The sequence below is a fragment of the Peptoniphilaceae bacterium AMB_02 genome, from assembly GCA_036321625.1.
In the GTDB taxonomy this organism is placed as follows: Bacteria; Bacillota; Clostridia; order Tissierellales; family Peptoniphilaceae; genus Microaceticoccus; species Microaceticoccus formicicus.
The window spans coordinates 1,568,318-1,590,213 of record CP143259.1 but is presented as its reverse complement, the minus strand read 5'-3'; the positions used below and the strand labels follow the sequence as shown (position 1 = coordinate 1,590,213).

Sequence of the window (21,896 nt, the reverse complement as noted above, 5' to 3'; positions counted from 1 at the left end):
GATATGATGAAAAAAGCGATGCTTATTATTCTTGATGGATGGGGATGTGGTGTGGATTATCCCGGAAATGCCGTTATGTTGGCGGAAACACACGTATTTGATAATTTGATCAAGACCTATCCGCATACCACGCTATCAGCGAGTGGTTTATCAGTAGGACTTCCCGAAGGGCAAATGGGTAATTCCGAAGTAGGTCATTTAAATATAGGTTCAGGTAGAATTATCTATCAAGAATTGACAAAGATTTCAAAAGCGATTAATGACGGTGTGTTTTTCACTAACCCCGCATTAGTAGAATCAGTAGAACATGCAAAAAAAGCGGGTAAGAGCCTTCATCTTATGGGACTTGTATCGGATGGTGGGGTACATTCTCATAATACTCATTTATATGCATTGCTGAATTTATGTAAGCTTCATGATTTCCATGACGTCTATATTCATGCTTTCTTGGATGGACGTGATGTTGCTCCGACTATAGGCGCCACTCATATTCAGGAATTGGTCGATGAAATAGAGGAAATCGGAGTAGGAAAGATTGCCACCATAACCGGTCGTTACTATGCCATGGATAGAGATAAAAGATGGGAAAGAACTGAAATGGCATATAATGCAATAGTACTTGGTGAAGGTAAATTGTCTGTTGATCCTGTAGGTTCAGTTCGGGAATCATATGATGAAGGAGTAACAGATGAGTTTGTTCTTCCTATAGTACTGACTGAAGACGATAAGCCTGTAAAGATGCTTGAAGATGGAGACTCGGTTCTGTTCTTTAACTTCAGACCGGATAGAGGTAGACAACTATCACATGCCATTACCGATACCATATTTGAAGGTTTTGATAGGAAAGTAGTACTAAAGAATCTTCATTATACGACTATGACGGAATACGATAAAACTCTAAAAGGAGTAAATATTGCGTATCCACCGGAAACTTATGAAAATACACTGGGATATTATATATCTAAAAATGGTTATAGACAGCTTAGAATTGCAGAAACGGAAAAATATGCGCATGTTACCTTTTTCTTCAATGGCGGCGTTGAAATACCTAATGAAGGTGAGGATAGGGTATTAATTCCGTCGCCTAAGGTTGCGACATATGATTTGAAACCTGAAATGTCTGCAATTGAGGTAAAAAATGAAGCTGTAAACCGAATTAATACTGAAGATTATCAGCTGATAATTCTAAACTTTGCAAACTCCGATATGGTAGGTCATAGCGGAATTATACCGGCAGCAGTAAAAGCTGTTGAGACTGTAGATACCTGCTTGGGAGAACTTGTAGAAGCGACTCAAAAGCATGGTTATACACTTCTAGTTACTGCCGATCATGGAAATAGTGAGCAGATGATTGATAGTGAAACAGGTGGACCTTTCACTGCACACACCACAAATCCGGTTCCTTTCATAGTTATAGGAGAAGGCGATATAAAATTGGAAGAAGGTATCCTGGCGGATATTGCACCTACAATTTTAGATATAATGGGATTAAAGCAACCTGCTGAAATGACAGGTAGATCATTGATTATAAGGGAGGAATAGTTATGAGTTTAATAGTAGATGTTTATGCAAGAGAAGTTTTGGATTCAAGAGGAAATCCTACTGTTGAAGTAGAAGTTGTTACTGAAGAGGGAGCTTTCGGTAGAGCGATTGTACCATCGGGAGCCAGTACAGGTGCATTTGAAGCTGTTGAATTAAGAGACGGAGATAAAAGCAGATACCTTGGAAAAGGCGTTGAGCAAGCAGTTAAAAATGTTAATGAAATCATAGCTGATGAAATAATCGGTTGGGAAGTTTCAGACCAAGTAGGTATAGATGAGTATATGATAGAATTAGATGATACCGACAATAAGGGCAAACTTGGAGCTAATGCGATTCTTGGAGTATCCATAGCTGTTGCTAAAGCTGCTGCTGAAGAGCATAATATGGAGCTTTACGAGTACCTTGGAGGATCAAATGCTAAAACCCTTCCTGTTCCAATGATGAATATACTAAATGGTGGAGAGCACGCAGACAATAATGTAGACATTCAAGAATTTATGGTTATGCCTGTTGGTGCCAAGAATTTTAAAGAAGCTCTAAGAATGGGAGCTGAAGTTTTCCATAATCTTAAGGCTGTATTAAAAGAAAAAGGTCTTGCTACTTCAGTTGGTGATGAAGGTGGTTTTGCACCTAATCTTAGCAGCAATGAAGAAGCATTGATGACTATAGTTGAAGCGATTAAAAAAGCCGGCTATGAGCCTGGAACTGATATATGCTTAGCGCTTGATGTTGCAGCTACTGAATTATATGAGGACGGAAAATATGTTCTTAAAGGTGAAAACAGAGAATTAAGCGTTAATGAAATGGTAGATTACTATGTTGACTTAACCTCAAAATATCCTATAATCTCAATCGAAGACGGTTTAGATGAAGAAGATTGGGAAGGATGGAAATTATTGTCAGAAAAACTTGGAGATAAAATCCAATTGGTAGGCGACGATTTATTTGTTACAAATACAGTTAGACTACAAAAAGGTATTGATAACAAAGTAGCTAATTCTATACTTGTTAAGCTTAACCAAATCGGAACTATTACTGAAACTCTTGACGCAATTGAACTTGCCAAGAGACATGGTTATACTGCTGTTATCTCACATAGATCCGGAGAATCAGAAGATACTACTATTGCAGATTTAGCTGTTGCTACAAATGCGGGTCAAATAAAAACAGGTGCTCCAAGTAGAACTGATAGAGTTGCAAAATATAATCAATTGCTAAGAATTGAAGATTATTTAGGACTCAATAGCAGATACGACGGGATTAAAACATTTTATAATTTAGACAAATAATTGAATGAAAGGACGACTTTTATAGGTCGTCTTTTTTTATGAAAACATTTACAACTAGTAATTACAGGGATTATATGAAAGACTTTAAATAGTGGTAATTAGAGGTTTTATCCTTGATTAAAGATGTGAAATGTGATAAAATCTCTTGGTAAAGGTAAAAAAGATTCTCGATTGGGAGGTGTAAATATGAAGCAGATATTGACAATTATTTTAATGCTCGCAAGTTTAGTTATAATAGGAGCTGTTATGATGACCGAACCTAAGACTCAAGGAATGGGTTCTATATCAGGTGGAGATACCAATATATTTGGTAGAGGTGGCAAAAAGTCAAAAGAAGTTTTATTAAACAGAATAATAGTAAGCGCTTTTAGCGTCTTTATTATAACAGCTGTATTAGTTGCAGCAATAAAATAAGGGGGAGAAAATGGATACAAATTTATTCTTTTATCTGGCTATTGGAGCTGGAGCTCTAGCTTTAATTTTTGCTCTTAGCAAATCAGCTGCAATAGCAAACCTTCCTGTCGGAACTGATAGGATGAAGGAAATCAGTGGTTATATCCACGAGGGAGCAATGGCTTTCTTAGCTAGAGAATACAAAGCTCTATCAATATTCGTAGTAGTTGTAGCACTTATATTAGGTATTACTATAGGTTTTAATACTGCAATAGTATTCGTTGCAGGAGCATTGTTCTCAGCAGCTGCAGGATTTATCGGAATGTCTGCTGCTACAAAAGCCAATGTTAGAACAGCTCAAGCAGCTAGAGAAAAAGGTATGGCAGGTGCATTAAATGTAGCTTTTTCAGGTGGAGCAGTAATGGGTATGTGCGTTGTTGGTCTTGGTATTTTAGGAATTACTCTATCTTACATGATTTTCAAAGATCCGGCAATTGTCACAGGATTCAGCTTTGGTGCTTCATCAATAGCTCTATTCGCCAGAGTTGGTGGCGGTATTTATACTAAGGCTGCAGACGTTGGAGCGGACCTTGTTGGTAAAGTTGAAGCGGGAATCCCTGAGGATGACCCAAGAAACCCTGCTGTAATTGCAGACAATGTTGGAGACAATGTTGGTGACGTTGCAGGAATGGGAGCAGACTTATTCGAGTCATATGTAGGAGCTATATTATCAGGTCTTACACTTGGAATTATTGCTTATACAGGCACAAATGGTGTTGCATTTGTAATAGCTGTTGCGGCACTGGGCGTTATTTCTTCAATCCTTGCTGTATTTACAGTTAAAGGCGACAAAGACCCACAAAAAGCACTTAATACAGGTACTTTTGCAAGTGCAATTATAACAGTTATAGGAACTTTCTTCCTAAGCAGATACTTATTGGAATCAATTAGTCCTTTTATATCTGTAGTAGCAGGTATTGCAGTAGGATTAATTATTTCTCAGTTTACAGAATACTATACATCTGATTCTCATAAGCCGGTAAGAAAGATAGCTGAAGAATCTGAAACAGGTCCATCAACAAATATCATTTCAGGTCTTGCTGTAGGTATGAAATCAACTACAGGACCTATCGTGATAATAGCAGTTGGTATTATAGTTTCGTTCCTAGCAATGGGTGGAAATTCTAATCCAATTCAAGGATTATTCGGTATTGCAATAGCTGCAATCGGAATGCTTTCAACAAGTGGTATGACTATAGCAGTAGACGCTTACGGTCCTATCGCAGACAATGCCGGTGGTATCGCAGAGATGTGTGAACTACCAGAAGATGTTAGAAATATTACAGATAAATTAGACTCAGTTGGAAATACTACAGCAGCAATCGGTAAAGGATTTGCAATCGGATCTGCAGCACTTACTGCACTTTCACTATTTGCATCTTATACTCAAGTAGTTAAACTAGACGCTATTAATATAGCTCAACCTCAAGTTGTTGCAGGTATGTTCATAGGAGGTATGCTACCTTTCCTATTCTCAGCACTTACTATGGATGCTGTTGGAACTGCAGCTAATGACATGATCCAAGAAGTTAGAAGACAGTTTAGAGAGTTCCCTGGAATTATGGCAGGAACTGATAAACCGGACTATAAGAGATGCGTTGATATATCAACAGCAGCTGCTCTTAGAGAGATGATTATACCTGGACTATTGGCAGTAGTAGTGCCTGTAGGAGTTGGATTTATACTAGGTGCTGGAAGCACTTGGAGGTCTACTCGCAGGATCACTTGTTACAGGTGTTCTTATGGCTATCTTCATGGCTAACTCAGGTGGAGCTTGGGACAATGCTAAGAAATACATCGAAGGTGGAACTCATGGCGGTAAAGGTAGTGAAGCGCATGCAGCTGCCGTAATCGGTGATACAGTAGGTGACCCATTCAAAGATACATCTGGACCATCACTAAATATATTAATAAAACTTATGACTGTAGTTGCTCTTATTTTCGCAGAGTTAATACTAACCTACGGTGGAAAGTTCTTTTAAGTAAATAACGGCCGAATGGCCGTTTCAGACTGAAGACAAACCCTGATTAAAAATCAGGGTTTGCTCTATTTTGACAAATCTATTAGCAAAGTTCAATATTTTTCTTAAAACACCATTATTTTTTGGTGGTTTTTTATCTCTTTTACTTAAGATTATTGCTAACTTTTTCATATTTAGGGTCGCAAAAGTAAGTGCTGCTTTCATATCCATTTTCTTTATACCTACCATATTGGTATATCTAAATCCATGATATTCCTTTGCACTCCCAAATTGCCTTTCTATTGTTTCTTTTCTCTTTTTATACTCTGCTTTCCCTTTATATGTATACCGGTATTCTTCTGAGATATCAAGATAATCTTGCCAGATATGTCTAGTTATTATCTTTTGGTGTTTTTTACTACTTGTACACCTTCCTAGGTACCCACAGTTTACACAGATCTTTGGGTTGCTCTTGTACTGCCTATATCCTTCTCTATTTGTGGTTGAGTATCCTAATACTTCATTTGCTGGACAAAGGTAACAGTTGTAGTATTCGTCATACACAAAATCTCTTTTGTAGAATGGGTTTTCTAGTTTTGGTTTTGTTTTTTGCCTTGTGTATGGAAATACTGGAAATACTCCATCATCAAACAGTTCTTTCGCTATTGCCGGGAATTTGTAGCCTGCATCCATAACTAGTTTTTTAGGGTTCAATCGTTTTAACTTTTCATCAAAGAAATCTTTAAATGTTGTTCCATCGTGTAAGTTTCCAGGATATGATTTAAAACCTAATATCCATCCATTTTTATCACATGATGTCTGTACGCTGTATGCAAATACTTCTTTATGTTCACCTTTATGGAATAGTCCTGCTTCAGGATCTGTTGTGCTTTTTGTTACTTCTTTTAGTTCTTCATCTTTATCTTTAGGATCAAATGGCTTTTTATCATGTTTTTTTCTATCTTCGTTTATTTCTTTTTCTAACTTTTTTTGATAGTATTTTACCTCTTTTTTCACTTTTACTTTAACAACCTTATACCTATTGGCATGTGCTTTAACATGTGTTGAGTCAACAAATTGGATATTTGTATCAACTAAGCCTTCTTCAATGGCTTGTAGTAGTATGTTTTGAAAAATATCTTCAAATATGTTTGTATCTTTAAATCTTCTTCTGTAGTTTTGACTAAAAGTTGTGAAATGAGGTATTTTATCGTAAAAATCAAAACCTAAAAACCATCTGTAAGCAAGATTTACTTCAATATCTTTAATTGTTTGTCTCATGCTTTTTATGTTGAAAAGGTATTGGATTAAGGTAATCTTAAGCAAAACAACGGGATCTATACTAGGTCGTCCGTTATCAAGACAGTACAAATCTTCAACTAATTCATATATGAAATCAAATTTAATGTATTTATCTATTTTTCTAAGTATATGATCTTCGGGAACCATTTAATCTATTGAAATCATTTGAACTTGATCAACTTTGTTTTTAGAATTTTTAAATAGCATATTAACACCTCTCTCTTAGTGTTATATATACCCAAAACGGCTTAAACTACACATAATATGGCATTTTTAGAACAAAAAAAGCACAGCTAGAAATTTTTTCTAGCTATGCTTTGTCAACAGTCTGTAACGGCCGAATGGCCGTTTTTTATTTTACATATTAAATGATTAGTTAAAAATATATTAAAAAAAGAGCCGGATTTTTTAAAATAGCTATTAAATAGCGTAAATAGGGTATAATAAATACAGTATGATTATTAGTTAATTTTAGTGATGAAAGGACAGTAAAATGGGTTTAAAAGATAAATTATTGGAGTATATTAACTCGAGTGAGTACATGGGAGAGACCAAAGAACAATTAGCCAAGAATTTTGCTATAGATGTCGACGACTATAGGAGCTTTTTCAAGGCACTTATAGATATGGAAAAAGATGGCAGTGTTTATCTATCAAAAAAAGGTAAATATCTACCGGTTGACATGAACGAAAATGCACTTGTCGGTCAATTTATTGGAAATGCCGGCGGATTCGGTTTTTTTGAAAGTTCAGATCCTTCTTCTCCGGACGTTTTCATTCCACCAAATGGAATAAAAGGTGCTATGCATGGAGATAAAGTAATAATCAGGATTACCAGAAATGCCGAAGATGGTATGAGGAGAGAGGGAGAGGTAATTAAAATACTCTCTGAGAATGGAGTTGAAATTGTAGGAACCCTGGTAAAAGAGGGCAAGTATTATTTTGTAGAACCGAACAATTCGAAGTTTTCAACAGATATATTTGTTAAGCCTGAAAACCTGAAAGGTGCAAAACATCATGACAAGGTTGTAGTCGTCGTACAAAAGAGAGCAGTAGGAGATAAAAACCCTGAAGGTGTCGTTACAGAGGTAATTGGGCATAAAACCGAGAAGGGAATTGAGATTACCTCTATTGCAAGACAATTCAACCTCCCTTATATCTTTCCGGCAAAAGTCATTGAAGAAGCAAGAAGGCTTGGGTCAGAAGTCAAAGATAGCGAACTTGTAGGTAGGACAGATTTCACAAATCACTTTGTAGTTACCATAGACGGTGAAGATGCTAAAGATTTTGACGATGCAATATCGATAAAAAAAGATGGGGATAATTATATTTTATACGTCCATATAGCTGATGTAGCCAATTATGTTAAGCCGGGTACAGCGATAGATGCAGAAGCCTATAAAAGAGGGAATTCCGTATATATGCTCGATAGAGTAATTCCAATGCTGCCTGAAGAACTTTCCAACGAATTATGCAGTTTAAAACCTAATGTAATCAGACTTACGCATACGGTGGAGATGAAAATTGACAGCGAGGGAAAGGTAGAGGACTATAAATTCTATAAATCCTTTATAAAGAGCAGTTTCAGGCTGATATACGACGATGTTTCCGATTTGCTTGAGGGGATAAATGATGTATATGGTGACGAAGATTTAAAAATGTCCCTCAAACTCATGGAAGAACTTTATATTATATTAAAGGAAATGAGAGAGAGAAGAGGAGCCATCGATTTTAATCTGAGAGAAACTCATTTTGAATTCAACGATGAAGGCGAAGTTATAGACGTTGGTGTCTTGGAGAGAAGAGTCGCAAATAGGATTATCGAAGAGTTTATGATAGTTACAAATGAGACGGTTGCAAGTCATTTTGGTTATATGGATTATCCTTTTATTTATAGAATACACGAGGAGCCTTCCAGTGAGAGAATAAAATCTTTTGAAGTATTAATGCATAATTTGGGTTACCGTTTCAAGGGCAAGGAGATTCATTCCAAAGATTTCAGCGAGCTCCTCAAGGAAGTTGATGGAAAACCTGAGGAAACAATAATAGGAACTCTACTTTTAAGGTCTTTGAGAAAAGCCAGATACAGTAGTGAGGCTGATATACATTTTGGACTAGCTTCAACACATTATACTCATTTTACGGCACCGATAAGAAGGTATTCAGATCTTGTAATTCATAGATTTTTCAAAAATGCTGTAGATGAGAGTTTGAACATGAATTATGATTTAAAGGATATCGAAAGACTTGATAAGATTGCCGAACATGTTTCTGAAACGGAGAGAAATGCTGAAGAAGCTGAAAGAGAAGTTGAATCACTTCTTAAGATGCAATATATGAAGAAGTTTATTGGACAAGAATTCAATGGAATCGTAAGTTCTCTAACCTCTTTCGGTATATTTGTACAGCTTGAAAATACTGTTGAAGGTTTAATACATTTTAGAGATTTAAATGACGATTATTACTATTTTGACAGTGATAAATATGTGATATTCGGAGAAAAAACAGGAAGACAGATAAAACTGGGTAATAAAATACGAATAAGAGTCGTGGGAGTTAACGAGACTAGAAGTGAGATTAATTTTGAATTAGTAAAGTGGTGAGGATTTTGAGTAAAGAAAAGGGTAAAAATAGAGTAGTAGCAAATAATAGAAAGGCTAGACATGAGTATTTTATTGAAGATATTTATGAAGCAGGAATTGTTTTAAGTGGTACGGAAGTAAAGTCGATTAGGCAAGGTAAAGTCTCGATAAAAGAAGCTTTCTGTACGATTGTTGATGGAGAGATGTTTATACAAGGGATGCATATAAGCCCTTATGATCATGGCAATATATACAATCTCGACCCGGTTAGAACAAGGAAACTTCTCCTTCATAAAGCACAAATAAATAAATTATTTGGGCAGGTCACAACTGCAGGTTATACTATAGTTCCTCTTTCGGTAAATATTAGAGAGGGACTTGTGAAAATAGATATAGCATTGGTAAAGGGTAAAAAACTCTACGACAAGAGAGAAACTCAAGCCAAAAAGGATGCACAAAGGAGAATAGACAGAGCACTCAAGGAGTATTAGTTAGTTTTAGAGGAGAATAGTTATGAATGAATTTATCTCCATAGATAGGATGCACGAAATTCTGGACGAGATTGCCGAAGAACTGCCCAGTGAATTTTTTAATAAGTTAAATGGCGGTATAGTACTGCTTCCTGATGAGAAGATAAGTGAGGATGCTATTTATAATGATTTATTCATCTTGGGCGAGTATCATCGCTCGGGTATGGGTAGATATATAAAAATATATTATGGATCCTTTAAAAGAGTTTTTCATTATTTATCGGAAGATGAATTAAAAGAAAAACTGAGAGAGACTCTAGTACATGAATTTGTACACCATTTAGAAGGTTTGGCAGGACTTAGAGATCTTGAAATTGAAGACAGTATTAATTTAGAAGAGTATAGAAAAAATAGAGGTTATTAGGGGTGGCGTATTGAATCCTATAAGTAGATTTTACGGTGGTTTTTTAAGCGGATTATCAGCTTTTTTATATGGTTTTTTTGAAGTCTTTATTATAATTTTGGACTTCTTGGTCGGAATAGTAGAGGGAATCAAGAGAATAATTATTTCACTACTATTGGTGGGGTGTTTATTTATTTTCTTTTCACCATTTTTAATTTTACTTCTACATCCGGCTGTAATCCTGGCTATAATATTCTTTATAGTCTTTCCTCTACTTGGTTCAAAGTTCATATCATTCCTAAGGTATCAGCAGTATACAGTAACCGAGTATTTGAACGATAAGTCTGAATATTATAAAACGGGAAAAAAAGTACATTCGAATTTTGAAGATTATGGTAGAGCATACAGAGAGATGCAGGAAGAAAACTATAGAAGGGCACAACAGGAAAGACAAAGACAAGAAGAGGAAATGTGGGAGCAGGTATTTAGAGAATTTTTCGAACAAGCTCAAAGAGGACGAGGTTACGGAGGTTATACCGGTGGCTACACGGGCGGATATACAGGTGGTTATACCGGACAGACGGGAGGAGGATATTATCAACATCCTCTAGACGAATTTAAAAAGAAATTTGAAGCGGCATGTGACACCTTAGGTGTACCACATAATTCTGATTTTTATCAGATAAAACTCGCTTATAGGAAACTTGCAAAAACCTATCATCCAGATTTGAATCCAAGTCCTGATGCTACCACTAAATTCCAAGAAATAAATGCTGCATTTGAGTTCCTGTCAGAAGAAAATATAAATAGATATAAACAGCTTATGCAAAACTAAAAAGTATCCATATTTTAAGTATGAGAGGGTGAAATAAATGAGTACTAAAACCATCAAATGTCCTAATTGCGGCGGGCCATTACATTTTGAACCGAATATACAAAAAAACAAATGTGATTATTGCTTGAGTGAGTTTACAAATGAAGAGCTGAAGGTGCTTACTAAAGGTGAGTTTGAGGAAACTGAGCATGATCACGAACATCAACACGATCATTATCATGAACATACTGAAGAGTTTGAAACGGAACAAAGTGCTTTTGAGGAGCATTTATCAGAGTATACTTGTAACAGTTGTGGTGCAAATGTGGTAACGGAAGAAACGACTTCTACGACATTCTGTTATTATTGTCATAATCCCGTTATCTTGACAGATAGGATATCAGGAGAGTTTAGACCGGACAAAGTCATCCCTTTTACTTTTGATAAGGAAAAAGCGTTAAATAAATTTATAAATTGGTCCAAAAAGTTCAAGTTCGTTCCTAAAGAATTCTATAGTAAATCACAGCTTGAAAAGATGACAGGTCTATATGTTCCCAACTGGATGGCTGAAACAGACGCACAGGTAGATTATCAAGGAACAGGGACGGCAGTGCGAGTATGGAGAGTAGGAGACACGGAATATACGGAATACAAAAAATTCGATATCAGTAGACAGGGCGATATAAAAGTGGAAAATATTACGGAAATAGCCCTTAAAAAGATAGATCACGACCTCTTAAAAACGATAACTCCATATGATGAATCTAAAGCAGTTGACTTTGATGTATCCTATTTAAATGGATTTTTTTCGGAAAAATACGATATCAAATCGGATGATCTAAAGAAAACAGTGGAAGACAGAGCTGAAATCTATACCAATAATCTACTAAAGGACACTGTTTCGAGATATCGTTCGGTAGATATAAAAAAATCCGAAGTAAATGCTAAGATAAATAGATGGACTTATATACTCTTACCCGTGTGGATTTTAACATATAATTTTGGCGGTAAGACCTATATATATGCTGTAAATGGACAGACCGGAAAGTCATTTGGGGAGCTTCCACTGGATTATAAGAAACTTTCCGTAAATGCGGTTGCAATCTTTGCAGCTGTACTTGCCGTCTTATTGATAGGGGGTTTACTGATATGGTAACTATAAAGAGACTGTTCATGAGCGCATTGATATTAATGATTTTATGTACCGGAGCCAGTGCTTCAAGTATCGTTAAAGTAATCGATAATGCAGGGCTCTTCAGCTCATCCGAACTCGAAGATTTAACCAAAATAGCAGAAGAGATGAGTGCAAAATACGATTTGGATATCGGTATTGGAACTACAAATAGTACAAATGGCATGACCACGATGCAATACAGTGATTATTTTTATGAAAACAATGGTTTTGGATCAAATGGCAGTGGAGTCTTCGTAATGTACGATATGGACAATAGGGAGATATTTATCATCACCGAAGGAAGAGGCAAGGATAAAATTAACGATTCCAAAGTAGAGGGACTTTTGGATTCAGTTTTCGACAATGGGTTAAAAGACGGCAGGTACTATGATTCGGCAGTTGCCTATTTAAAGAAGCTTAATGTCTATTTAAGGGGTAATTATCTATCTCCTCTTGATATGGGTATCAGTGCTCTGGGAGCAATTGGTGCAGGTGGAGGTTTCTTTGGTGCAGTAAAATCTAAGTACAAAGCCAGGACTCAGCCGGTTGAATTTAGTTTTAGGAATAATTCGATAGTGAATTTTGCTTCGTTAGATGATAAATTGTTAGACACCCGAGTTGTTACCAGAGTAATTCCGCGTAATACCGGTAAAGGCGGAGGATGGCGAGGTGGAGGTGGAACTACCACGAGGTCATCTTCAACCGGAAGTGGAAGAACTTATGGTGGAGGAGGAAGGAAATTCTAATGATTGGCAAAAAACTTGTAGCTTTAGTGTTTAGTCCAACCGGAAGTACATTAAAGGTTGTAAGACGATTTTCAAAACATTTTGAAGATTCTGAAATAATTGAATTAACAACCGGTAAAAGTGCTTCGAATTTAGAGTTTGACGATGAAACGATGGTTTTATTCGCTTTTCCGGTATATGCAGGACGGGTACCCGATGTTTATTTTGATAGATTAGAGGATGTTTATGGAGACGAAAACTATGCGATAATTATCGGAGTATATGGTAATAGACATTATGATGATGCACTTTTCGAAATGTATGAGATGCTCTCTGAAAGAGATTTTAATGTCATTGCTGCAGCTGCATTTGTTGCAGAGCATACTTATAGTTCAAAAATTGCAGGCGGCAGACCGGATGAAGCGGATTTGGAAATGGTAGATGCATTTGTAGACATTTTACAATTATTGACGCCTGATGACATCCCGCCTAAGATCCCCGGTGATTATCCATACCGTGAAGGAGTGGGAGTAAGTACTTGGGCTCCATACCCAAGCGACGGATGTATAAGCTGCGGAGTATGCAGTATGGTTTGTCCCGTCGGGATAATCAATCCTGATGGAGAACTTCCAAAAGAGATGATAATCGATTGTCTGCACTGCATGGCATGTGTCAAGAGATGCCCGACCAATGTTAGATTTGCAGATGATGAAGCATTACTTAAACTCATAGCTCATTTAGAAGAAAACTTTGCAGAGCCTAGAAAAGAACCTGAAATATTTTTATAGTTGATAATAGTACTTTATTTGTGATATTATTGTATGGATAGTATTGAAATTCAAAAAACGTTCAATTATCAGTCAGAGAAAATCTACAATAAAATAAATTTGAATTTATTAAATACTACAATTAACATTTTGATACATTATGTGTCTATTTAGGGAGGAATGAACGCAATGGATCCCGATTCCGGACCGGCGATATATTTTCAAATATTACTACTTATTATACTTACCATGATAAATGCTTTTTTTGCTGCTTCTGAAATGGCAATGATTGCTGTTGACAGGAATAGATTAAATGAAAAAGCAGAGAAGGGTAATAAAAAAGCACAATTAATACTTAATTTAAGAAAGGAACAATCGAAATTCCTTTCTACAATACAAGTTGGAATAACATTTGCAAACCTGTTTTCTGCTGCATATGCTGCAACGGGAATCTCTCAAAAGTTTGGAAATTTCCTGAGTAATGTTGGAGTTATATACTCTGAGAGAATTGCGCTTGTTGTCGTAACGATAATACTTTCGTTTTTCACACTTGTATTTGGAGAACTGGTACCAAAGAGAGTTGCTCTTCAGTCATCTGAAAAATTTGCAATGTTTTCAGTTGGTGCAATAAATCTCTTCTCGAAAATTACCAGACCTTTCGTAGCACTTCTTTCCGTGTCTACAAACTTCGTTTTGAAACTTATGGGAATTAGTTTAGAGGGCGTGGAAGAAAAAGTTACAATGGAGGACCTTAAAGCCATCGTCAATGTGGGGCAAGAACAGGGTGTTATTAATCCCGTTGAGAAAAATATGATTGATTCTATAATAGTATTTGACGATAAACTGGCTGAGGAGATTATGACAGCCAGGACGGAAGTCTTTATGATAGATGTAAATGATCCGCTGGAAGATTATCTCGAAGAATTAATGAGGCTTCAATACTCAAGAATACCAGTCTACGAAGACAATGTCGATAATATCATAGGTATTTTATATGTTAAGGACCTTTTAAAATCGACATATGAAGAAGGCTTCAAAGGAGTTGACTTAAGAGAGATCATAAGGCCGGCATATTTTGTACATGAGAGAAAAAATATAAACGATTTATTCATGGATCTTAAGGCATCGAGAAACCATATTGCAATACTAATTGACGAATATGGCGGATTCTCAGGAATTGTAACGATGGAAGACTTGATAGAGGAAATCGTAGGAGAGATTGATGACGAGTACGATCACGATGATCCTGAGGTAACTCAAGTGAATTCCAGATCTTTCTTAGTAAAAGGTTCACTTTCGATTATGGATTTAAATCAAAGACTTGGACTGCATCTAGATGAACAGACGGAGGACTACGATTCTGTAGGAGGACTTATGATAACAGAACTGGGTTATATACCTGAATCAGGTGACAACTCAAGCGTAGTAGTCGATGGCTTGACTTTTACTATCGTAGAAGTAGAGGATAATAGAATTCAAAAAGCCAAGGTAGATATACCTGAAGACATCGAAGAATCAGTAGTAGATGAGTAAGTAGAGGAGCTGTATGAATTTTACAGCTCCTATTTTTTTGGTACATTTATAATGAGTAAATACTATGTTTGATCATATGAAATTAATTAAAACACCTAAAATTCTGATAATCCGAGATGTTGATAAATACCTTATAGGGCACAAAAAAATCCGCTTGGCAAATGATATTTGCTTACCAAGCGGATGATTTATTTACTCTGATATTTTTTTATAACATTATTGGCTGCAGCATCTATTTCTCTTTTTATTTCTTCATAGAGTTCTAAAATATCTTCTGCTTCCTTTGTAAGTGTAGATCCTTTTGAGCCTGTATAACGTTCCAGGAGTTTAAAGCCAAGCATTGTTTCAGCCTCTTTGATTATTCTCCAAGCCTTACTATATGCCATATTCATCTCTTTAGTGGCTTGATTCATTGATCCGGTTTCTTTGATACCATTTAAAAGATATACAATGCCCGGACCAAAACTACCAGGTCTATTTTCGTCTTCATAAGTAGAGATGATTATCTTAGTAGAAACACTTATATTTTTCATATACCTCTCTTTTCTATATTAATAAATAAATAGTTCTCTTTCACCAATATTCGTAATTTGATCTACAGCATCGGATTTAATGGTTACTATATTGGGAAAGCCATCCGATATAAATCTTGCTTCTGGATTTTCATCAAAATGTTTTAACCAATCGTATAGTCCTACTCCATCTACATGTATTTCACTTGCCCTTATCCTATGGATATGATGAGGATTAAACTCCGTATGATATGGAGAAAAATAAGGATCCCAACCTACATTCAGTACGGCTATATTCTTATAATTAAATCCTTCGTATTCTCCACTGAAGATTTTTGCTTCGGCCTCAGAATCAGTAGGTCTTGATCCAAAGGGGAGTGCAAGTGTGTTTACTTCGTAGTTTCCATCAAATAGTGAAGTTAGATATTTCGCTTGTCGTCCGACTTCATATAGTACAGATTCAGGTTTCATCTCTGTTAAATCAGGATGGTTGACAGTATGGTTTCCAAGGTCCATATGATTTTTAATTAAGAAATTAACTTTTTCTTTTTCCTGGCCGGTAACTCTGAACGGAATCTCGCCATTTCCAAAGAAGGTACAATAAGGCTTAACATCAGGATGTTTTTTTGCAAATTCTAAAAGTATGCCGACTGCACAATTAGGATCGATGCTGCCGTCCGAAAGATATCTGAAGTTGTTCTCATTGGTATCGTCAAAAGTTAAAACATAGGGTGTTTTTCCTGCAGGTGTATGAATATTACCACTTACATAATCCTTTAAGCTAATTGGAATATATCCTTTTTCGTAAAGGGTTTCCAAATCCTTTTTAAAATTCTCAGGAGTTCTTACCCACTCTTCCTCTTCAGTTCCGATATTGTGATACATTAAAACCATGATTTTACCGGCTTCATTTGGCTTAAGAGATATATCAACTTTTTGAGCACTACCTTCCTTAACTTCGGCTGTTTGATTATCAAGGTTTTCGTCGGTTTTGACATCTGTTTCTTTATCATTTTTTGAAGTATCGGTACTTTTATTATCTTCTTTGGTATCGACTATATTTTGAGTTGTATTTACTTTTTCATCAGCTGCTTTTGGAGTGCAAGCAGTGAGTAAAAGAATCAATGAAAGTAATATATATTTCAATAGAATTCCCCCTATTCGATATCTATTATTTTAGATTTTCTTTAAATAATTCCTCTGCCAGGTGATAATGTTCTTCCGTAAGCTTTATTGCCAAATCAATATCTTTATTTTTAAAGGCATTGGCAATATCAACGTGTTTTTGAATCGATACACCTTGTTTATCGGCGGTATTTTGAGGCGTGTAAAAAGTTCTGACCAGAACTTCATGTAGTACATTGTATTCTTTAAAGAGTTTTATTAATCTGGAATTTTTAGAATGATCGACAAATGTCTTATGAAATTTATAATCATAATCAAAATATCTTTCTGTTCCTAAATGTTCCCTTTGAAATTCTATATTTTGGAAAGTTTCATTCGATATACTATCGATGTCTCCTTTTTTAAAAGCGGAAATCATACCCCATTGTACAATATACATTAGGACTTCATTGACCTCTAGTGCAAAGTCCAGTGTAAAATCTATTACCTTTGATCCGGTTCTTTCAATAGAATCGATGAGACCATCTGTATGTAGTTTTAAGATAGCATCCCGAACCGGAGTTGAACTTACATCAAATCTATTTTGTAAGTCTCGATTTATAAGCATCTCACCGAATTTTATCTTACCGGTAAGAATATCTCTTTTTAATATCTCGTATATCTGATCGCTTAATGACTTTCTGACTATTCTCATATTATCTCTCTTTCCGTATAAAAATCAAAGTATATCCAAAACGAAACAATGCTCTAAAATATAAATTAGTTATCTCGTTGTAAGTATAAAAATGTCCTAATGATAGATAAAAAGCTGATAATTACTAATTCATATTTAATGCATTAAATATATGTATAATTATAACATAGAAAAATCGATAATGCATCGCAAGCAGGATATATATTAAAATAAAATATTCATTTCATAAGAAATGCTAATAATAGCATAAACAAAACGAATAAAGGAAACTGAAAAATAGAGATATAATAGATATTGATATAAATACAAATACTAAGGAGGTAGTAATATGAAAAATGAAAAACTGAAGATGCTGCTGGGCGGTGGAATCATAGGCCTCTTGGCTGTGTTTTTAGTAAAACAAGGTAATCCCGGAAACATGGGGATTTGTGTTGCTTGTTTCTGGAGAGACATTGCCGGAGCTCTCGGACTCCACAGAGCGGCCGCAGTGCAATACATAAGACCTGAGATTATCGGATTTGTTTTCGGAGCTTTTGCTTCATCTATGTTCAGCAAAGATTTTAAAGCCAGAGGAGGATCATCTCCACTTATAAGATTTTTGCTTGGAGTATTTATGGCTATTGGAGCCTTGGTATTTTTAGGTTGTCCACTTAGAATGATACTAAGACTTGCAAATGGTGATTTAAACGCACTTATAGGAACATTAGGATTTGTCGTTGGAATAATGGTAGGACTTTATTTCTTGAAAAATGGTTATACTCTTGGTAGAAATAAGAAAGAACTTCAAATAGTAGGATATATTATGCCGCTATTTGCTGTTATGCTATTAGTCTTTCTAGTATTGAAACTCGAATTCATACTATTTTCTGAAGAAGGGCCTGGCTCTATGCATGCACCAATCCTTATTTCACTGGTAGCCGGAATTATCACAGGCATACTTTTACAGAGAACCAGAGTTTGTTCAGCAGGAGCATTTAGGGATTTATTCCTGATTAAAGACATGCACTTTATGTACGGTATTATTGGTATTTTTATAGCTGCACTTATAGGAAATCTGACTTTTGGCGGAAGCTTTAAATTGGGCTTCGAAGGACAACCAGTTGCACATTCTGAACATATTTGGAACTTTTTAGGTATGACACTTGTTGGATTTGCAGGTATTCTTCTAGGCGGATGTCCTATTAGACAGACCATACTTGCAGGAGATGGAGATGCAGATGCCGGTATTACAATTTTTGGACTATTGATAGGAGCTGCCATAGCTCATAACTTTGGACTTGCTGCATCCCCTAAAGGTGCACCTTTAAACGGAAGAATAGCTGTTATTATCGGTTTGATTCTATGTACGATTATTGCATATATCTATACTAATAAAAGAGCGGAGGGATAGTATGAAAGAAATAGATGTTAGGGGTTACTCCTGTCCTGAACCTGTAATTAGGACAATGAATGCTGTAAAAGAAGGTAATGCGGAATTGGAAATTTTAGTTGACACCAATGTATCTAAAGAGAATGTTAGCAGATACTTAAAAGAAAATGGATATAATGTGGATGTAAAAGAAACCGGGGACTATTATACGATAATTGGGAAAAAATAATGGAAATTGGTTATTATTTTACATTTGACACTATAAGTGAAGCTCTAAGGTTTGAAAAAGAGTTAAAAAACAGCAATATTTATGTAAAACTTATGCCTGTTCCCAGAAGATTCAGTTCTTCTTGTGGGACATGTGCGGCAATAAAAAAAAACGATTTAATAAAAGTAGAATTATTAATAAGTGAAAAAAACTTGTTCTATCATGAATTATATGACAATAAATAGAGTTTAGCCTAAGCAAAAGACGAAGATTTCAAACTTCGTCTTTTTTTGAAAAAGTTTGAAAAAAGATTAATTTTTTGTTGACAAATGTTTTCATAGAGTATATACTATAATAAAGCGTAATGCATAATGCATCGCAACATAAAATTTTAATTGGAGGTCTTTTTAAATGGATTACAAAAAATATCCCGCTGAACCGTACAGAGTAAAAGTTGTTGAAACAGTAAAAATGGTAGATAAAGCTGAGAGAGAAAGAGTAATGAAGGAATCTGGTTACAATACTTTCTTACTACCTTCAGAAGATGTATATATAGACTTACTTACAGACAGTGGAACTAACGCAATGTCTGACAAGCAATGGGGCGGAATGATGGTTGGAGACGAAGCATATGCAGGAAGTAGAAACTTCAAACATCTTGAAGAAACAGTTCAAGACATATTCGGATTCCCTCATCTAGTACCTACTCACCAAGGACGTGGTGCTGAGAATATCCTATCTTCAATAGCAATTAAACCTGGACAATATGTACCTGGAAACATGTACTTCACAACTACAAGATTCCACCAAGAACACAATGGCGGTATCTTCGTAGATATCATTAGAGACGAAGCTCATGATGCAGGATTAAGCATTCCTTTCAAAGGAAATATAGATATTAAAAAACTTGAAAACCTTATAAACGAAAAAGGTGCTGAAAATATAGCATATGTTTGTTTAGCAGTTACAGTAAACTTAGCCGGTGGACAACCAGTTTCTATGGCTAATATGAAAGAAGTTAGAGAACTTACTGCAAAACACGGAATCAAAGTATTCTTTGATGCTACAAGATGTGTTGAAAATGCTTACTTCATTAAAGAACAAGAAGAAGGCTATGCAGACAAGACAATAAAAGAAATCGTAAGAGAAATGTTCAGCTATTCTGACGGTGCTACTATGTCAGGTAAGAAAGACTGTATCGTTAACATCGGTGGATTCTTAGCGATGAGAGATGAAGAATTATTCTTAAAAGCTAAAGAATTAGTAGTTGTTTACGAAGGAATGCCTTCATATGGTGGAATGGCTGGTAGAGACATGGAAGCAATGGCTATCGGTCTTCAAGAAGCTATGCAATTCGAATACATCCAACACAGAGTTCTTCAAGTTAGATACCTAGGCGAACTTCTTAAAGAAGCTGGAGTTCCAATAGTTGAGCCTGTTGGTGGACACGCAGTATTCCTAGATGCTAGAAGATTCTGTCCACATCTAGAGCAAGATGACTTCCCGGCACAATCATTAGCAGCTTCACTTTTCGTAGAATCAGGAGTAAGATCTATGGAAAGAGGTATAGTATCTGCAGGTAGAGATATCAAAACCGGCGAACATCATAGACCAAAGCTTGAAACAGTAAGACTTACAATTCCAAGAAGAGTTTACACTTACAAGCATATGGACGTTGTAGCTGACGCTGTTATCAAATTATTCAAGCATAAAGAAGACATCAAGCCATTAAGATTCACTTATGAACCAAAACAACTTAGATTCTTCACAGCTAGATTTGAACCATACGAAAAATAATTAGAATGTATTAGGCATTCCTTCGGGGATGCCTTTTTATTTGGAATCAATTTGACTTAAAACTTTGTATGTATTAAACTCAAAATAAGAGTTTAAGGAGGATATATGCGAATAGAAAAAATATTATCAAAAGTTGATCATACATTGCTGTCGCCGACGGCAACTTGGGAAGATATTTTAGTGGTACTGGAAGATGCAATCAGATATAAAACAGCATCTGTATGTATACCGCCATCTTATGTAGACAGAGCTTATGAAACCTTGAAAGGCAGAGCTGTAATTTGTACTGTAATTGGATTTCCATTGGGGTATCAAACGACAGAGGCAAAAGTATATGAAACAGTCGATGCAATAAATAATGGCGCTGATGAAATCGACATGGTTATTAATATAGCGGATTTAAAAAATAAAAAGTATGAAGAGATTAAGACTGAAATTTCAACGATTAAGGAATTTTGCGGCGAAAGAATTCTAAAAGTTATAATAGAGACTGCTCTATTGACCGAAGCTGAAAAGATTAAGATGTGTGAAATCATATCTGAAACGGGTGCTGATTATATTAAGACATCTACCGGATTTGCAGAATCAGGAGCAAAACTCGAAGACATCATACTATTTAAAAAGCATATCTCTGAAAATGTAAAAATTAAAGCTGCAGGAGGAATCTCATCACTAGAAGATGCAGAGGCATTTATAAAAGCCGGAGCCGATAGGCTTGGTACGAGTAGAATCGTTAAAATTGCAAAGGGTTTAAGTGATGACGGATCATATTAGGGAACTGATACAGCTTGCAATAGATAATATTAAATACTCATATGCTCCTTATTCCGAGTTTAATGTTTCTGCAGTTTTAGAAACAGCCACCGGAGAGCTTTATACAGGCGTAAATATAGAAAATGCAGCTTACAGTCCTACCAATTGTGCAGAGAGAACTGCAGTTTTTAAAGCAGTAAGTGAAGGACATAGAAATTTTTCGAGAATTGTAATCCTTGGGGGAAGTAAATCGAATATTATAGATTTTGTAACACCATGCGGAGTTTGTCGACAGGTTCTAGTTGAATTCACGAATCCTGAAGAGTTTGAAATTATCCTTGCAAAATCAGTGGACGAGTACAAAATAATGAAATTGAGTGAACTTTTACCATATAGCTTTGGACCATCGGATTTGGAGTGATAC

At 35.7% G+C, this 21,896-nt stretch carries 21 protein-coding genes and 1 pseudogene; 18 read left to right on the top strand and 4 right to left on the bottom strand.

Annotated elements, in window-relative coordinates; translation table 11 throughout:
- Window positions 1–3 precede the first annotated feature (3 nt).
- From gpmI to VZL98_07755, 4 genes and pseudogenes are all read left to right on the top strand, one after another.
- Complete coding sequence (gene gpmI, locus VZL98_07770) at window positions 4–1,542, top strand: 2,3-bisphosphoglycerate-independent phosphoglycerate mutase (GenBank protein WVH62593.1); 1,539 nt, start codon at window positions 4–6, stop codon at window positions 1,540–1,542.
- A 2-nt stretch (window positions 1,543–1,544) separates the two neighbouring features.
- On the top strand, window positions 1,545–2,831 hold the full coding sequence (gene eno / locus VZL98_07765; GenBank protein WVH62592.1) for a phosphopyruvate hydratase: 1,287 nt from the start codon (window positions 1,545–1,547) through the stop codon (window positions 2,829–2,831).
- A 186-nt stretch (window positions 2,832–3,017) separates the two neighbouring features.
- Window positions 3,018–3,245, top strand: coding sequence for a preprotein translocase subunit SecG (secG, locus tag VZL98_07760; GenBank protein ID WVH62591.1), 228 nt, complete (start codon window positions 3,018–3,020; stop codon window positions 3,243–3,245).
- Window positions 3,246–3,255: 10 nt separating this feature from the next.
- Window positions 3,256–5,266: pseudogene (locus tag VZL98_07755) on the top strand (sodium-translocating pyrophosphatase).
- A gap of 24 nt (window positions 5,267–5,290) precedes the next feature.
- On the opposite strand, the gene VZL98_07750 reads toward VZL98_07755, so the two are convergent.
- The gene (locus tag VZL98_07750) at window positions 5,291–6,694 is read right to left on the bottom strand and encodes an IS1182 family transposase (protein ID WVH62590.1); all 1,404 of its coding nucleotides are present in this window, start codon (window positions 6,692–6,694) and stop codon (window positions 5,291–5,293) included.
- Window positions 6,695–7,040: 346 nt separating this feature from the next.
- Between VZL98_07750 and rnr the strand changes: the two genes are divergently transcribed.
- From rnr to VZL98_07710, 8 genes are all read left to right on the top strand, one after another.
- On the top strand, window positions 7,041–9,149 hold the full coding sequence (rnr, locus tag VZL98_07745) for a ribonuclease R (GenBank protein ID WVH62589.1): 2,109 nt from the start codon (window positions 7,041–7,043) through the stop codon (window positions 9,147–9,149).
- A 5-nt stretch (window positions 9,150–9,154) separates the two neighbouring features.
- Window positions 9,155–9,619 carry an SsrA-binding protein SmpB gene (smpB, locus tag VZL98_07740; GenBank protein ID WVH62588.1) on the top strand — a complete coding sequence of 155 codons (465 nt, stop codon included), beginning with the start codon at window positions 9,155–9,157 and terminating at the stop codon, window positions 9,617–9,619.
- Window positions 9,620–9,641: 22 nt separating this feature from the next.
- Window positions 9,642–10,022 (top strand): metallopeptidase family protein, encoded by a 381-nt coding sequence (locus tag VZL98_07735; GenBank protein ID WVH62587.1) that lies wholly within the window; start codon window positions 9,642–9,644, stop codon window positions 10,020–10,022.
- Between the two features lie 10 nt (window positions 10,023–10,032).
- Entirely contained in the window at window positions 10,033–10,836 is an 804-nt protein-coding gene (locus tag VZL98_07730; protein WVH62586.1) for a J domain-containing protein, read from the top strand.
- 37 nt (window positions 10,837–10,873) lie between these two features.
- Window positions 10,874–11,971, top strand: a complete 1,098-nt coding sequence (locus VZL98_07725) for a hypothetical protein (protein WVH62585.1) — start codon at window positions 10,874–10,876, stop codon at window positions 11,969–11,971.
- Entirely contained in the window at window positions 11,965–12,735 is a 771-nt protein-coding gene (locus VZL98_07720; GenBank protein ID WVH62584.1) for a TPM domain-containing protein, read from the top strand. The genes VZL98_07725 and VZL98_07720 overlap by 7 nt, the downstream gene beginning before the upstream one ends.
- Window positions 12,735–13,502 carry a 4Fe-4S binding protein gene (locus tag VZL98_07715; GenBank protein WVH62583.1) on the top strand — a complete coding sequence of 256 codons (768 nt, stop codon included), beginning with the start codon at window positions 12,735–12,737 and terminating at the stop codon, window positions 13,500–13,502. Before VZL98_07720 ends, VZL98_07715 begins: the two co-directional genes overlap by 1 nt.
- A gap of 159 nt (window positions 13,503–13,661) precedes the next feature.
- Window positions 13,662–15,014: a hemolysin family protein gene (locus VZL98_07710; GenBank protein WVH62582.1), complete on the top strand. Its 1,353-nt coding sequence runs from the start codon at window positions 13,662–13,664 to the stop codon at window positions 15,012–15,014.
- 188 nt (window positions 15,015–15,202) lie between these two features.
- Here the strand turns inward: VZL98_07710 and VZL98_07705 are convergent, their stop codons facing one another.
- The 3 genes from VZL98_07705 to VZL98_07695 are packed head-to-tail and all read right to left on the bottom strand — an operon-like array spanning window position 15,203 to window position 17,345.
- Window positions 15,203–15,547 (bottom strand): LysR family transcriptional regulator, encoded by a 345-nt coding sequence (locus VZL98_07705; GenBank protein WVH62581.1) that lies wholly within the window; start codon window positions 15,545–15,547, stop codon window positions 15,203–15,205.
- A gap of 18 nt (window positions 15,548–15,565) precedes the next feature.
- The gene (locus tag VZL98_07700; protein WVH62580.1) at window positions 15,566–16,672 is read right to left on the bottom strand and encodes a polysaccharide deacetylase family protein; all 1,107 of its coding nucleotides are present in this window, start codon (window positions 16,670–16,672) and stop codon (window positions 15,566–15,568) included.
- 25 nt (window positions 16,673–16,697) lie between these two features.
- Window positions 16,698–17,345, bottom strand: a complete 648-nt coding sequence (locus tag VZL98_07695; protein ID WVH62579.1) for a GntR family transcriptional regulator — start codon at window positions 17,343–17,345, stop codon at window positions 16,698–16,700.
- A gap of 328 nt (window positions 17,346–17,673) precedes the next feature.
- Between VZL98_07695 and yedE the strand changes: the two genes are divergently transcribed.
- From yedE to cdd, 6 genes are all read left to right on the top strand, one after another.
- Window positions 17,674–18,735 carry a YedE family putative selenium transporter gene (gene yedE, locus VZL98_07690; protein WVH62578.1) on the top strand — a complete coding sequence of 354 codons (1,062 nt, stop codon included), beginning with the start codon at window positions 17,674–17,676 and terminating at the stop codon, window positions 18,733–18,735.
- Between the two features lies 1 nt (window position 18,736).
- A complete protein-coding gene (locus tag VZL98_07685) occupies window positions 18,737–18,943 on the top strand; it encodes a sulfurtransferase TusA family protein (GenBank protein WVH62577.1) in 207 nt (68 codons plus the stop codon).
- Entirely contained in the window at window positions 18,943–19,167 is a 225-nt protein-coding gene (locus tag VZL98_07680) for a DUF3343 domain-containing protein (GenBank protein ID WVH62576.1), read from the top strand. Before VZL98_07685 ends, VZL98_07680 begins: the two co-directional genes overlap by 1 nt.
- Before the next feature lie 166 nt (window positions 19,168–19,333).
- Complete coding sequence (locus VZL98_07675) at window positions 19,334–20,719, top strand: tyrosine phenol-lyase (protein ID WVH62575.1); 1,386 nt, start codon at window positions 19,334–19,336, stop codon at window positions 20,717–20,719.
- Window positions 20,720–20,824: 105 nt separating this feature from the next.
- Window positions 20,825–21,493: a deoxyribose-phosphate aldolase gene (gene deoC / locus VZL98_07670; protein ID WVH62574.1), complete on the top strand. Its 669-nt coding sequence runs from the start codon at window positions 20,825–20,827 to the stop codon at window positions 21,491–21,493.
- The gene (gene cdd, locus VZL98_07665; protein ID WVH62573.1) at window positions 21,477–21,893 is read left to right on the top strand and encodes a cytidine deaminase; all 417 of its coding nucleotides are present in this window, start codon (window positions 21,477–21,479) and stop codon (window positions 21,891–21,893) included. The genes deoC and cdd overlap by 17 nt, the downstream gene beginning before the upstream one ends.
- The last annotated feature ends 3 nt before the right edge of the window (window positions 21,894–21,896 follow it).